The following is a 14177-nucleotide window of genomic DNA, read 5'->3' as shown; positions in this document are numbered from 1 at the left end:
ATACCATAAACCGATAAAAATGAAAACCCTTTAATTATTTTGAAAAAGCGCTAGACATTCACATGATTCATGATATACTAGGTTCGTAAATTGATATATCAAATCAGGGAAGGTGATGGAATGGTTTATAAAGAAATACCAACTTCAGTAGCAACATTTATGGAAACGATTACGGATCTATGCGGAGAAACGCATGCCGATTGGGCGAAAAATTTTAATGCAGCTTTTGCTAATACACTATTAACGACGGTCAAGCGTCATGAGGATGGCACGACCTTTTTACTGACGGGGGATATTCCAGCCATGTGGCTGCGAGATTCCACTGCGCAAGTTCGTCCGTATTTAGTGATCGCCAAAGAAGATGAAGACTTAGCAAGTATGATCAGCGGGTTGGTCAAGAAGCAATTCTACTATATTACGATCGATCCTTACGCAAATGCCTTTAACGAATCAGCCAATGGCGCTGGCCACCAAACAGACGATACAGAAATGAACGATTGGATCTGGGAACGCAAATATGAGATCGATTCTTTGTGTTATCCGATCCAACTGGCCTATCTGCTATATAAAAACACAGGCAGAACAGATCAGTTCAATGATGATTTTGTAACAGGCATCAAAAAAGCCTTGGAGGTGTTTGTAACAGAACAAAACCATGAGGAATCCCCGTATCGCTTTGAACGGGATACCTGGCGAAAAGAAGATACCTTGACTCATGACGGCAAAGGCGCGCCGGTGAAACCCGTTGGCTTGACTTGGTCAGGTTTTCGACCAAGTGATGATGCCTGCAAATACGGCTATTTGATTCCCTCCAATATGTTTGCGGTGGTGGTCTTAGGCTATATCCAAGAAATCTTTACGACGGTTTTAGAAGACACAGCGATCGTGGCACAAGCGAAAAAATTGCAAGCAGAGATCGAAGCAGGGATTAAAGCATACGGGTTGACCAAAAATCAAGCTGGCGAAGAAGTCTACGCGTATGAAGTGGATGGATTCGGCAATGGCACACTGATGGATGACAGCAACGTGCCGAATTTGATCGCCGCCCCTTACTTGGGGTATGGCAGTATGGAAGATCCCCTTTATCTTCAGACCCGTAAAACGTTGTTGAGCAGTGAAAATCCGTATTTCTATGAAGGCAAATACGCTAAAGGCATTGGCAGCTCTCATACGCCAGAAAATTATGTGTGGCCGATCGCCATGGCAATGGAAGGCATGACCGCCACTGACAAAGAAGAAAAGAAACGAATTTTGGATCAGTTAGTGGCGACAGATGCGGGTACAAATTTGATGCATGAAGGGTTCGATGTCGATGATCCTTCGCAATACACGAGAGAATGGTTCTCTTGGGCGAACATGATGTTTTGTGAATTGGTCATGGATTATTTCGATATCCGAGTGGAAAAATAAGCAGCACGACCCACGACCGTTCGAGTGACACAAAAAGCAGTCCAACGACGCAAACAGCGAGGAGTAAAAATCAATGAAGAAACAAGTTTATATCATCTCTCACAGCCACTGGGATCGGGAATGGTACATGCCTTACGAACAGCATCACATGCGGCTAGTTGAATTGATGGATGATCTTTTAGAGTTAATTGAAAATGACCCTGAGTTCCACAGCTTCCATCTAGATGGGCAGACGATCATCTTGGATGACTATTTAGAAGTGCGACCTGAAAAACGCGAAGCGGTCAAAGCGGCCATCAAACAAGGAAAATTACAGATCGGTCCGTTTTATATTTTGCAAGATGACTTTTTGATCAGTGCTGAATCAAACACCCGTAATATGCTGATTGGAATGGCAGAAAGCAAAAAGTGGGGCACCCCTGTTATGTTGGGGTATTTCCCAGATACTTTCGGCAATATGGGGCAAACCCCGCAAATGATGCTGCAAGCCAATCTTGAAAGTGCTGCATTTGGACGTGGCGTCAAACCAATCGGCTTTGACAACGAAGTTTTACCCGATGATCAATTTACTTCCCAATATTCTGAAATGCATTGGGAAGGACCAGATGGCAGTCAAATCTTTGGTCTACTTTTTGCCAACTGGTACTCCAATGGCAATGAGATTCCGGTGGATAAAGCAGAAGCCGAAGCTTTTTGGACGCAAAAATTGCAAGATGTAGAGAAATTTGGTGCCACCAATCATTACTTAATGATGAATGGGGTCGATCATCAACCTGTCCAAAAAGACATTTCGGCAGCGATTCGTACAGCTAACGAGCTTTTCCCAGAGTATGAATTCAAACACGCCAGCTTTACCGAATACCTTGAAGCGGTGCAAGCAGATCTGCCAGATGACCTAGGAACTGTCACCGGTGAATTGACCAGTCAAGAAACCGATGGTTGGTATACTCTAGCCAATACCGCCTCTTCCCGAGTCTATCTGAAACAATGGAATACAAAGGTTTCCCGCCAATTAGAAAATGTCGCTGAACCATTAGCAACTATGGCTTATGAAGCAAGCGACAGCTATCCTCACGATATGTTGGATCATGCGTGGAAAACACTGATGCAAAATCATCCTCACGACAGTATCTGCGGCTGTTCAGTGGACGAAGTACACCGAGAAATGATGCCGCGCTTTGAAAAAGCCAATGAAATTGGTAAGTTCGTGGCAGATGAAGCGTTACGCAATTTAGTAGCCGCCATCGACACGAGCAGGTTTCCTGAGGAGAGTCGTCCCTTTGTGGTCTTCAACACCACTGGCAGCACCCGTTCTGGTTTAGTGGAAGTCGTGATCGAACTTGAGCGTAAAACATTCCGTGAAGGATTGCCAAGCAAGCTTTACCACGAATTATTGGCGAAGCCAAAAGGTTCTTATTCGGTGATCGATGAACAGGGGAAACCTGTTGCTGCGATCATCAGTGAAGAAGAGGTCCTTTTTGACTATGAATTGCCTAAAGATGCCTTTCGGATTCCTTTCATGAAACGCTTTGTCACGGTCCAAGTAGAAGCAAACCAGTTGCCAGAATTCTCATGGCAGACCTTTGCCCTAGTGGAAAAAGCCGCTACGCCAGTAGAGAGTGCACCGATCGTTTCAGAAGGAGGGCGTAAACTTGCCAACGCACATTTGGAAGCCGTCATTACTGAAAACGGCAGCTTGACGATTACAGACAAAGCAACCCAAAAAACGTATCGCAATTTACTGGTTTTCGAGGATGTGGGGGATATCGCCAATGAGTACATCTTCAAACAACCAGAAGGGGATCAAGCAATCTTATCGACGCAATTTCCGCATCAGGTGACGATCGAACAAAACGATCCGCTGGTGGGAATTGTGCGACTGACACAAGAATTACAGATTCCTGTTTCAGCAGATGACCGTTTGTTAGAAGAACAAAAAGCTGTCGTCGATTTCCGTTTCCGTAAAGCACAGCGGAGTCAAGAATTGGTTGCTTTCAAGATCGAGACGGAGATTCGCTTAGAACGAACCAGCAACCGCCTGGCATTTAAAACCACCGTCAACAACCAAAGCAAAGATCACCGACTGCGGGTTTTATTCCCAACAGGGATCATCACGGATTTCCATGAAGCTGACAGCATTTATGAAGTCGTAAAACGGCCGAATCAGGTTTCCAGTCATTGGGAAAACCCAACGAATCCGCAGCATCAACACGCCTTTGTCAACTTGCATGATGAAACAGGCGGCATGACGGTTTCTAATTTTGGTTTGAACGAATATGAAATCGTGAAGGATCAGATCTGCTTGACCTTGTTGCGCTGTACGGGAGAGCTAGGCGATTGGGGCTACTTCCCAACACCAGAAGCGCAATGCTTAGGCAGCCACACCTTTGAATATGGCGTAGCCTGTCATGGGGCTCCTGAAGAACGTTATGAAACGTATCGCCAAGCACAAGCTGCCCAAGTTCCTTGGACGGCAAGCCAGACCGACAAGCATCAAGGCAAGCTAGCCAGCAGCAACCAATACATGGAAGCTCATGGAACAACGGTAGCTATCACCGCCTTAAAACGCAATCGCCAAGACCAGCAGATCGTTTTGCGGGGCTATAATTTGGCGGATCAAGCCACTGCCTTTCATGTGCAAAAAGAGCAGGCGACACTCTGTCTGTTGAACCTATTAGAGGAAGAACAAGCATCGTCCGTCAATGAGCAATTACACCCATATGAAATTCGAACCATTGGAGTAAAGGAGTGAGAAATGATGGTTTACGGAGGAATTGAAGCCGGCGGCACAAAAATGATTTGTGCCGTTGCCGATGAACAGCTGACGATCATCGCCCAAGAGTCGATCCCAACGACAACGCCAGAGGAAACGTTAGCGGCGATCTTTGCCTTTTTCGATCCCTACGATCTCGTGTCATTAGGGGTCGGTTCCTTTGGTCCGATCGGGATCGATCCAACCCAAGCGACCTATGGCCACATACTAGCCACGCCGAAACAGGGCTGGCAGCAGTTCGATTTTCTCGGTGCGTTGAAGAAGCGCTACCCAGAGACAGCATTTGCTTGGACAACAGATGTCAATGCTGCCGCTTATGGAGAATTACGCCAAGGAGCGGCACAAGGCAAAGACAGCTGTGTCTATTTGACGGTCGGGACCGGCATTGGCGCCGGGGTCGTTCGTGAAGGAAAGATTTTCGAAGGGATCGGTCATCCAGAAATCGGTCATACCTATGTCAAACGTCACAGTGAAGATATGTATGCTGGTACATGCCCGTATCACGGCGACTGTCTGGAAGGATTAGCCGCAGGGCCTTCTTTGGAAGGACGTACGGGGATCAAAGGACAAGACTTGCCGCAAGCGCACGAGATTTGGGGGTTGCAGGCCTTTTATCTAGGGCAAGCGCTGGTCAATATCACGTTAACTTTAGCACCTGAGATAATCATTTTAGGCGGTGGGGTCATGAATCAGCCGCATTTACTCGCTCAAATCCAACAAGCCTTCCTGAAACAAATGGCAGGCTATATGGAGACACCACCAGTGGAAGACTACATCGTCACTTGGGGCTTGCCGAACAAAAGTGGCATTATCGGCTGTCTCTTGTTAGGCAAAGAGCAGGTGACTGCCCATGACTAACCTGCATTTTCCTAAAGATTTTTGGTGGGGAGCCGCTGCCAGCGGTCCGCAAACTGAAGGACGAACGGCCGATGATGGCAAAGGCGATTCGATTTGGGACTATTGGTACGCAACGGAACCAGAACGCTTTTATCAAAAACGGGGACCCAAAGATACCGTCCAGCTGCTGCAGCGTTACCCAGAAGATGTAGCATTGATGAAAGAGATCGGCTTTAATTCTTTTCGAACCTCGATCCAGTGGAGTCGCTTGCTGCCAGAAGGAAGAGGAGCGGTCAATCAACAAGCGGTGGCGTTTTATCGCGAGTACTTCGCCACTTTGATCGAAAATGGCATCGAGCCTTTCATCAATTTGTATCATTTTGATATGCCGATGGCACTGCAAAAAGAAGGCGGCTGGCTCAATCGCGAGACTGTCACAGCATTTGCAGATTATGCCGCTTTGTGTTTTGAGTTGTTCGGTGATCAAGTCCGTCATTGGTTCACGCAAAATGAACCGATCGTGCCAGTGGAGATGGGGTATTTGTATCAACAGCATTACCCAGCAGAAATCAACTTGGCACATGCGGTGCAAGTCGGCTACCATGAAGCACTCGCCAGCGCTTTAGCGATCCAACGCTTCCGTCAGTCTCAGCAATCAGGCGAAATCGGCATCATCTTGAATTTGACACCGACCTATCCGAAAGATCCGAATGATGAAAAAGATGGCCAAGCGGCGCAACTGGCAGATGCCTTTTTCAACCGTTCCTTCTTAGATCCAGCGGTCAAAGGCACCTTTCCGGAAGAATTGATCACTGTCTTAAACGAGTTGGCGATCATGCCAGAAACTAGAGCAGAAGATTTGCAGATCATTAAAGAAAACACGGTCGATCTCTTGGGGGTCAACTATTATCAGCCGCGGCGGGTGCAGCAAAAGCGTTCTGCCAAAACAGCTGACACTCCAATGCCAGAAGATTACTTCGATGTTTATGATTGGCCAGAAAAGAAAATCAATCCCCATCGAGGCTGGGAAATTTATGAACGAGGCATTTATGATACCTTGATCAACCTACGAGACAACTACGGCAATATCCCTTGTTATATTTCAGAAAACGGCATGGGAGTCGAAGATGAAACACGCTTTATCGATGCCAGCGGTCAGATCCAAGATGAGTACCGCATCACCTTTATCAAAGATCATTTGCGGTATGTTCACCAAGGAATCCAAGAAGGCAGCCGGTGCCGCGGGTATCACATGTGGACTTGCATGGATAATTGGTCTTGGCTGAATGAATTCAAAAATCGTTACGGGTTTATTGCCGTTGATTTGGCTACCCAAAAACGCACCATCAAAAAGTCAGGTGAGTGGTTCCGCGAAGTGATTCAGCAAAACGGCTTTGTCGATTGATCCTTTGTAAAAAACAACTCAATGAAGCGTCCTATCTTGCAAAAGGTAGGACGTTTTTCTGGTTTTTAGAGAATAAAAACAAAATATAAACAAAGACCTTTAATTTGTTTCATTTTATCTTTAGTTTGTTCCTTATTTTTTAGGGATGAAAGCGTTATTCTAATAGCATGAAGGAGATGATGAGATGTGAAGAAAAAGGGGTTTTGGAGGAATGTCTGGCAATACAAAGCGTTAATATTGATGGCTTTGCCAGGTGTTGTCTGGTTTATCTTTTTTTTCTATATACCTGTATTCGCAAATGTGGTGGCGTTCAAAGATTTCCACATTTCACCAGACGGCTTTTTTGCCAGTTTGAAACAAAGCCCGTGGGTCGGCTTTGATAACTTTAAATTTTTATTTGCATCCAATGATGCTTGGCTGATCACTAGAAATACGTTACTCTACAATATCGTATTTTTAGCATTCAACCTATTCTTTGCGATTGCCTTTGCCATTATAATGAGTGAGCTACGCAATAAGCGTTTGGTAAAAGTTTATCACACGATGTCCCTGTTGCCGTACTTCCTTTCTTGGGTGGTTATTTCGTACTTTGTCTATGCCTTTTTGAGTCCAGACAAAGGGATCATCAACCAATGGATCACGGGTATGGGCGGTGAAGGAATCAACTGGTATGCTGATCCGAAATGGTGGCCGTTTATTTTCGTCTTTATGAATGTCTGGAAGAGCTTAGGCTACAACAGCATCATCTATTATGCGTCAGTGGTCGGGATCGATCAAACGTATTACGAAGCCGCGATGGTCGATGGCGCCAGCAAATGGCAGCAGATTAAAAATGTGACGTTGCCACAACTGATTCCAATGATTTCCGTCTTGTTGATTTTGAACATCGGTGGGATCTTCCGTGCCGACTTCGGACTTTTCTATCAAGTCCCACGAAACTCTGGGGCGTTGTACCAAGTCACCTCCGTTTTAGATACGTACATTTATAATGGACTGACTGCCACAGGCGACTTCGGGATGACCGCAGCTGCCGGCCTTTATCAATCAGTGGTTGGGGCATTATTATTACTAACAGCGAATTTGGTTGTTCGTAAACTAGAACCAGATTCAGCATTATTCTAAGGAGGATGGATAAATGAAGAAAAAAGTAACGAAAGTCGAGATCCGCTCCTTTAACCCAACGGTCAACCTGATTTTTAATATCGTGATCGGTCTGTTCGCGATTTCCTGTGTCTTGCCGTTTCTCTTTGTGATCGCGATCTCATTGACCAGTGAAACCTCTTTGGCAGAAAACGGCTATCGCTTTTGGCCACAAGAATTTTCGTTCGCAGCATATACCTACCTGTTTAGCGGACAAATGAGCAGCAAAATTTTCCAAGCATTTGGCGTATCTATTTTTATCACTGTTTTTGGTACCTTCGTCAATGCAACGATGACTTCGCTATATGCCTATGTCATCTCTCGCTCAAATTTTCCATTCCGTCGGTTCTTTACGATCTTCGCTTTGATCACCATGTTATTTGCGCCAGGGATGGTTGCCAATTACTTAGTGATGGTCAACTTGATCCAATTGAAAGACACGATTTGGGCATTGATCTTACCCCTTGCCTTAGGGCCTTTTAATATCCTTGTTATGCGGACCTTCTTTAAAAAGACGGTACCAGATAGTATTATAGAATCTGCGCGGATCGACGGTGCCAGCGAAATGAAGATTTTTCTGTCCATCGTGTTGCCGTTAGCGGTTCCAGGAATCGCAACGATCAGTCTATTTGCCGCTCTTGGCTATTGGAACGACTGGTTCAATGCATTGTTGTATATTCAAAAAGACTCTTTAGTGCCGTTACAAGCACTTTTGATGCGGATTCAAAGCAACTTGGACTATCTAGCCAAAAGCTCCGGTATGGCTGCCCAGATCCAAGGCGGTTTGGCCGCTTTGCCAAGCGAAACTGCTCGCATGGCAATCGTTGTTGTTGCAACCTTACCGATTGCGATCACCTATCCATTCTTCCAACGGTATTTTGTCGGTGGTCTGACAATTGGTGGCGTCAAAGAATAATTAAATAAGTATAGGGAGGAAACAAAAATGAATTTGTGGAAAAAAACAGCTTTTGCTGGGATGGCCGCAGCGGCAACTTTGGGAATGACTGCCTGTGGGTCGAACGGCGCAACATCCGATTCAGAGAACAATGCAGACGGCGTAACGACTTTATTGATGTATCAAGTCGGGGACAAGCCAGAAAACTTTGATCAATTAATGGAGATCGCTAATAAACGCATTGAAGAAAAAACCAACGCTCGCATCGATCTGCAGTACATCGGCTGGGGAGACTGGGATCAAAAAATGAGCACCATCATTTCATCGGGTGAAAACTACGATATTTCTTTTGCCTCAAACTATGTTGCCAATGCGCAAAAAGGCGCGTATGCAGATTTGACGGAGTTAGCACCAAAATATGCCAAAGAAGCGTATGATCAATTAGACGAATCTTATATCAAAGGCAATACGATCGACGGAAAATTATATGCCTTTCCAGTCAACGGCAATATTTATGCCCAACAAGTCTTGACCTTCAATAAACAATATTTAGACAAATATGATTTGGATATCAGCGGGATCGAATCTTATGCAGATGCCGAAGACGTGTTGAAGAAGTTCAAAGAAGAAGAACCAAACATCGCACCGTTTGCGATCGGACAAACCTTTAATGTATCTGGAAACTATGATTATGTGATTGGGAAAGATTACCCATTTGCTGTCAAATTGGATGGCGATACAACGAAGATCATCAATCAATACGAAGATGATGAACAAATGGAAAACTTGAAATTGATGCACAAATGGTACAACGAAGGCTTGATCCCAACCGATGCAGCCACCAATACAACTGGTTACCCATTAGAAGGCAACACATGGTTCATGCGTGAAGAAACCCAAGGACCAATGGATTACGGCGATACGATCTTAAGCAATGCCGCAGGTCATGAATTGGTTTCACGTCCAATCACGAAACAATTAAAATCAACCGGACAAGCGCAAATGGCAAACTTTGTCGTAGCGAATGTTTCGAAAAACAAAGAAAAAGCAGTGGAAGTGTTGGGCTTGTTGAACAGCGATCCTGAATTGTTGAATGGATTGGTTTGGGGTGTCGAAGGCGAAGCATGGGAAAAAATCGAAGGCCAAGACAACAAAATCCGTCTCCTTGATGGCTACTTGCCAAATACCCGGATGGCTGCTTGGAACACTGGAAACAACATGATCCTTTACACACAAGAATCCATCACAGACGATATGATCAAAGAGCGTGATGAAAACATCGCTAACGCGGAAGCATCACCAATCTTAGGGTTCAACTTCAAGACTGATAACGTGAAAACAGAAATCACGAATATCGCCAATGTCATGAACCGTTACAAAGCAAGTTTAGCAACCGGAACGATCGATCCAGAAGAAAATGTTCCGAAACTAAACGAAGAATTAAAAACCGCTGGCTGGGAGAAGGTCCGCGATGAAATGCAAAAACAATTTGATGAGTACCGCGCAAGCCAAGAATAAGCAACAGGTGGTTCTCATAAATCAATAGATCAAGCAAGCCGGAGGCTAAACGCATCAGGACCAATGGTTCCCACGTCTAGCTTTTGGCTGCTTTTTCTTTTAAAGTAAGTAGCAAAATCTTTGATAAAAAACGTTACTTTTGTTTTTAACGTTCAAACAGCAAGCATGTTGCATCTAAAACGTACATAGCATTAAAAGATTCTCAGGTAGCTTGAGTAGGAAGCTGAAATCATGCTACATTTTCGGTAGGGAACAAATAAGGGAGGAATTTTAAATGGAAGAAACAGCAAATAGCGGGTTGGTCAAGGGCTTTCGCTTGATTTGGGCGATCGTGAAGTTGAATTTGTTTTTTGTCGTATTGACGCTTGCCGGTGGGGGAATCTTAGGGATTGGTCCAGCGTTTCATACCATCAGTGCTTTGATCCACGAAGATGGACTAAATTATGAGAATCAAAGTTTTCGTAGCGCATGGCGCATTTGGCGCAACGTCTTTGTCAAGGCCAATAAGCAGTTTTATCTGTTCTTCCTACTGACAGGGTTTTTAGTGTATAACCTGTATTTAGCTACCCAGATCCAAGGCTTGATTTGGTTGATGATCTCTTTTGTTTTAGTTGTTGTCAGTGGATTGAGTGTTTTACTGTACCTGTTAAGTGTGGTTTTTGACACGTCTTATGAGATATCCTTGTGGAATAACCTGAAATTGTCCTTTGTGTGTCTGTTTCTTCATATGGCGACCTTTCTAAAATTGCTGGTTGGGATCGCTAGTATTCTAGTTTTTACTTGGATGATGAAAGGGCTCTTGCTCTTTGGAACCTTCAGCTTACTGATTTTATGGTGCCATGTGGCGATCAGTCAGGAAAAAAACGTCATTGATCGGGATTTGGCACATGACTAAGTGGCGTTTTCGTTTGTTCAAACACGATTTTTTGATCAATCAGTTGATGCAGCTGTACAGTGTACTCTTGGTGATCATCTCCATCATTATTATGTTGGTCCTGACCGCTTATACCGGAGCGGATCGTTTTACTACGAGTGAACGTTTAGTGGAGAGCACAAGCTTGCAGCTGGATGCTTACGTGCAAGATCAAAATACCGTTGTTTCAACGGTACTTGGCGAATTTACTAGTTCAGATACCGCCTTTGAATCATTACGCAACTATTTGCAGCTTTCATTGCCAGATTATTTTTCCTATAGTAATGATATTTTTCGCCAGACGGGACAGAGTGTATACTTGCCCAATATTCTCTATCGTTTGATTCGTAATCATCCTAGTATCGAAGAGATCATCATTCAATTGGATGAAAGCAATGAGACATTAGTGGCAACGCCGGATACACCTTATGGAGAAAAACACAGCGGCAAACAGATTGATTTAAAAAATCGTCTGTTTTTTGTTCGTTCGATCGCCCAACCAAGTAATTATGCCCAGCCCTTAGGACAAGTCTACGTGATCTTTCGTTCAGACGATGTTTTAGCCAATCGACAAGAAGACAACCAAGTTCATGGAATCAACAGTTTTTTGTTTACCTCAAATGGTCAGCGCCTTTACAAGGATGCCACGAACCTCAGCAAGGAAACTTTAGCCAAAATAGATCAGGCGGTTGCTCACGGAACCATTCACGACACTCTTTCGAAAGACTTTTATATCAAAAAACAAACCACTGTCAGCGGAGAAGTGTCCCTGGTTTTGTTGTCAAAAAGGGTGATCTGGCGTGATATTTTTTCTAGTGCCATTTGGATCTTTAGTTTCGGGATCGGGATTCTCTTATTAGTCCTATGGGTGCTTCATCGCACCTTTAAGCGCTATACATCGCAAGTACAGCAGATCGTCTATGCGACGAAAGAAGTCAGCCAAGGGAATTTTGACAAACGGATCGATACCGCCAATGTCCAACAAGAGCTGAAAGAAATCGCAGAAGCCATCAATCAAATGACCTACAGTATCAACGAGTACATCAAAGATATTTACACGCTAGAGATCAAACAACGGGATGCCGACATGCGGGCGCTGCAAGCCCAGATCAATCCGCATTTTCTCTATAACACATTAGAATACATTCGAATGTATGCCTTGAGCCGCAACCAAGAAGAGCTGGCGGATGTCGTCTATGCTTTTTCGGCCCTATTACGGAACAACACGACGCAAGAAAAGACGAAGACCTTAAAAGAAGAAATCGATTTTTGTGAAAAATATGTCTACTTGTTTCAGATGCGCTACCCAGATAAGATCGCCTATCATGTAACCATCGATCCGGCATTAGAACAGTTGGAATTGCCGAAGTTCACACTGCAGCCACTTGTCGAAAACTATTTTGTTCACGGCATCGATTATCAGCGCAATGATAACGCCATCAGTATCAAAGCTTATAAAGAAGCCGGTCAAATCGTGATTGAAGTCAAAGACAACGGCAAAGGCGCAGATCCGCAGCAGTTAGGGATGATTCATGAAGAATTGCAAAATCAGGAGATCGGAGCCCAAACTTCAATCGGGATCAAAAATGTTCACGAACGGTTGCGGGGCATGTTCAATGGCGCTTATCAAATGGACGTTACGTCTCAAGCAGCCGCTGGGTTTACGGTCAAGATCCGTCTAGATGAAAACAATTTGCAAAGGGGGCATGAGGCAGATGTATAAAGCAATGTTCGTTGATGATGAATATATGATCTTGCAAGGGCTGCAAATGATCTTGCCTTGGCAAGAGCTGGGCTTTGAGGTGGTGCATACAGCGAAAAGTGCTAGTGAGGCCCTCGAGTATCTACAAGAACATTCCGTTGATTTGCTGATCACGGATATTCGGATGCCAGAAATGAACGGCATCGATATGATCCGCCAAGCGCAAGCGTTTGGGAATCGATTTTTTTCGATCATTCTATCTGGTTATCAAGAGTTTGCCTTTGTCAAACAAGGCATGGCGTTAGGTGTGCGTAATTATCTAGTCAAACCTGTTAACAAAGAAGAACTGCGTAGCAGTGTTCAAGCGATTGCAGCTGAGTTAGAGGAGCAGCAAAAACTGTTGGCAGAAAAAGAACTTTATCAAGAATCAAGCCTGCTGCTTTGGTTGAATGATGAATTGAACGAAAGCGAGTACCTCCATTTGCTGGCGCAACAGAGGGTGCCGCTAGCAGCCCCCTTTACCGTTTTGCAGTTCAATGGGACTGCCGAGATCTTACAAAAAATCACGACGTTTTTTCAGCAACACGATCAGCCATTGATCTTACCAGGGCGATTAGATGAAAACCAAGTGATCATTACCGCAGCCGGACCAAGACAGCAAATCAACGCTGACTTAAAAGCACTCGCCCAGCAGCTTAATAGTAAAGACTGGCAGTTGATCATGAGCGAAACCATCAACGAGTGGGAGAATTTGTATAAAGCCTATGAGAAAATCAAGCAGGTTCAATCGCTGCAAGCCTTCTATCCAGATCTGTTTTTACAAGAACAGACGATCCACGTGGATATATTAGAGCGAAACGAAGAACTACCGTTTCTATCTTTTAACAAAGCGCTGACCATCGGGGATGTTAAAACAATCCAACATGAGCTAGATAAAATGTTCGCTATTTTGGAACAAACCCAAGCAGACCCTGAACATGTTCGCTATGTTTCTTTTTTGTTGTTCAATGATATTTATCGGCAACTGCCGGTGCTTTCCCAAGAAAACCATGAGCAGATTTTGGCACGGATTCGCGAGTCCAATACATTGGCAGATTTGCGGCAACTTTTTGATGATGTGTTGGAGCTGGCCAAATCGCAGCCGCCGCAAAAACGTTATTCAGAGATCGTTCAAAAGACGATCCAGCTGATTGAAGAAGGCTACACCCATGATTTGACGGTCAAATCAGCGGCAGAAGAACTGCACGTTAGCGTTGTTTATTTGGGGCAACTCTTTAAGAAAGAAACGGAAATGAGTTTTAATCAGTATGTCAATCTGGTGCGCATCAAGCAAGCCCAACAGCTGCTGCTTCATTCGAAAGCCACGATCAGTGAGATCGGGGATCGCATTGGTTACAACAATACCAACTATTTTTCCAAAATGTTTAAGAAATTGAATGGTTTGACCCCCAAAGAGTTTCGCGATACCTATGAACAGCATTATGAATCCCTTGATTGAATTTAGATTTCTTCAAAAAAAATCCGGTTTTTGTGATTAAATGATAGTAATTGTGACGCTTTCACGGTAAACTAAGAGAGGAAAAA

Annotated in this window: 10 protein-coding genes; all 10 read left to right on the top strand. The window is 44.3% G+C overall.

Going from position 1 to position 14177, the window contains the following annotated elements:
• Positions 1 to 120 precede the first annotated feature (120 nt).
• Positions 121 to 1410: a glycoside hydrolase family 125 protein gene (locus IGK85_RS11095; RefSeq protein ID WP_008378962.1), complete on the top strand. Its 1290-nt coding sequence runs from the start codon at positions 121 to 123 to the stop codon at positions 1408 to 1410.
• 73 nt (positions 1411 to 1483) lie between these two features.
• Positions 1484 to 4162 (top strand): glycoside hydrolase family 38 C-terminal domain-containing protein, encoded by a 2679-nt coding sequence (locus IGK85_RS11090; RefSeq protein ID WP_218193211.1) that lies wholly within the window; start codon positions 1484 to 1486, stop codon positions 4160 to 4162.
• 3 nt (positions 4163 to 4165) lie between these two features.
• The gene (locus tag IGK85_RS11085; RefSeq protein ID WP_005234751.1) at positions 4166 to 5041 is read left to right on the top strand and encodes an ROK family protein; all 876 of its coding nucleotides are present in this window, start codon (positions 4166 to 4168) and stop codon (positions 5039 to 5041) included.
• A complete protein-coding gene (locus IGK85_RS11080; protein ID WP_008378956.1) occupies positions 5034 to 6425 on the top strand; it encodes a glycoside hydrolase family 1 protein in 1392 nt (463 codons plus the stop codon). The genes IGK85_RS11085 and IGK85_RS11080 overlap by 8 nt, the downstream gene beginning before the upstream one ends.
• A 240-nt stretch (positions 6426 to 6665) precedes the next feature.
• Positions 6666 to 7547: an ABC transporter permease gene (locus tag IGK85_RS11075; RefSeq protein WP_086294872.1), complete on the top strand. Its 882-nt coding sequence runs from the start codon at positions 6666 to 6668 to the stop codon at positions 7545 to 7547.
• 13 nt (positions 7548 to 7560) lie between these two features.
• On the top strand, positions 7561 to 8481 hold the full coding sequence (locus IGK85_RS11070; RefSeq protein WP_005225516.1) for a carbohydrate ABC transporter permease: 921 nt from the start codon (positions 7561 to 7563) through the stop codon (positions 8479 to 8481).
• Positions 8482 to 8508: 27 nt separating this feature from the next.
• Complete coding sequence (locus IGK85_RS11065) at positions 8509 to 9978, top strand: ABC transporter substrate-binding protein (protein ID WP_008378955.1); 1470 nt, start codon at positions 8509 to 8511, stop codon at positions 9976 to 9978.
• A gap of 274 nt (positions 9979 to 10252) precedes the next feature.
• Positions 10253 to 10873, top strand: coding sequence for a DUF624 domain-containing protein (locus tag IGK85_RS11060; RefSeq protein ID WP_008378954.1), 621 nt, complete (start codon positions 10253 to 10255; stop codon positions 10871 to 10873).
• Positions 10866 to 12614: a sensor histidine kinase gene (locus tag IGK85_RS11055; RefSeq protein ID WP_008378953.1), complete on the top strand. Its 1749-nt coding sequence runs from the start codon at positions 10866 to 10868 to the stop codon at positions 12612 to 12614. Before IGK85_RS11060 ends, IGK85_RS11055 begins: the two co-directional genes overlap by 8 nt.
• Positions 12607 to 14091, top strand: coding sequence for a response regulator transcription factor (locus IGK85_RS11050; RefSeq protein ID WP_008378952.1), 1485 nt, complete (start codon positions 12607 to 12609; stop codon positions 14089 to 14091). The genes IGK85_RS11055 and IGK85_RS11050 overlap by 8 nt, the downstream gene beginning before the upstream one ends.
• Positions 14092 to 14177: the final 86 nt, after the last annotated feature.

The organism is Enterococcus sp. AZ015 (assembly GCF_050499225.1).
GTDB classification, from domain to species: Bacteria; Bacillota; Bacilli; order Lactobacillales; family Enterococcaceae; genus Enterococcus_D; species Enterococcus_D entomosocium.
The sequence above is the reverse complement of the archived record's forward strand: the minus strand, read 5'-3'. Positions and strand labels throughout refer to the sequence as shown.

Excerpts from the sequence above, each read along its gene's own strand:
- IGK85_RS11095 (WP_008378962.1), top strand. The coding sequence starts at position 121 with ATGGTTTATAAAGAAATACCAACTTCAGTAGCAACATTTATGGAAACG.
- IGK85_RS11090 (WP_218193211.1), top strand. The coding sequence starts at position 1,484 with ATGAAGAAACAAGTTTATATCATCTCTCACAGCCACTGGGATCGGGAA.
- IGK85_RS11085 (WP_005234751.1), top strand. The coding sequence starts at position 4,166 with ATGATGGTTTACGGAGGAATTGAAGCCGGCGGCACAAAAATGATTTGT.
- IGK85_RS11080 (WP_008378956.1), top strand. The coding sequence starts at position 5,034 with ATGACTAACCTGCATTTTCCTAAAGATTTTTGGTGGGGAGCCGCTGCC.
- IGK85_RS11075 (WP_086294872.1), top strand. The coding sequence starts at position 6,666 with ATGGCTTTGCCAGGTGTTGTCTGGTTTATCTTTTTTTTCTATATACCT.
- IGK85_RS11070 (WP_005225516.1), top strand. The coding sequence starts at position 7,561 with ATGAAGAAAAAAGTAACGAAAGTCGAGATCCGCTCCTTTAACCCAACG.
- IGK85_RS11065 (WP_008378955.1), top strand. The coding sequence starts at position 8,509 with ATGAATTTGTGGAAAAAAACAGCTTTTGCTGGGATGGCCGCAGCGGCA.
- IGK85_RS11060 (WP_008378954.1), top strand. The coding sequence starts at position 10,253 with ATGGAAGAAACAGCAAATAGCGGGTTGGTCAAGGGCTTTCGCTTGATT.
- IGK85_RS11055 (WP_008378953.1), top strand. The coding sequence starts at position 10,866 with ATGACTAAGTGGCGTTTTCGTTTGTTCAAACACGATTTTTTGATCAAT.
- IGK85_RS11050 (WP_008378952.1), top strand. The coding sequence starts at position 12,607 with ATGTATAAAGCAATGTTCGTTGATGATGAATATATGATCTTGCAAGGG.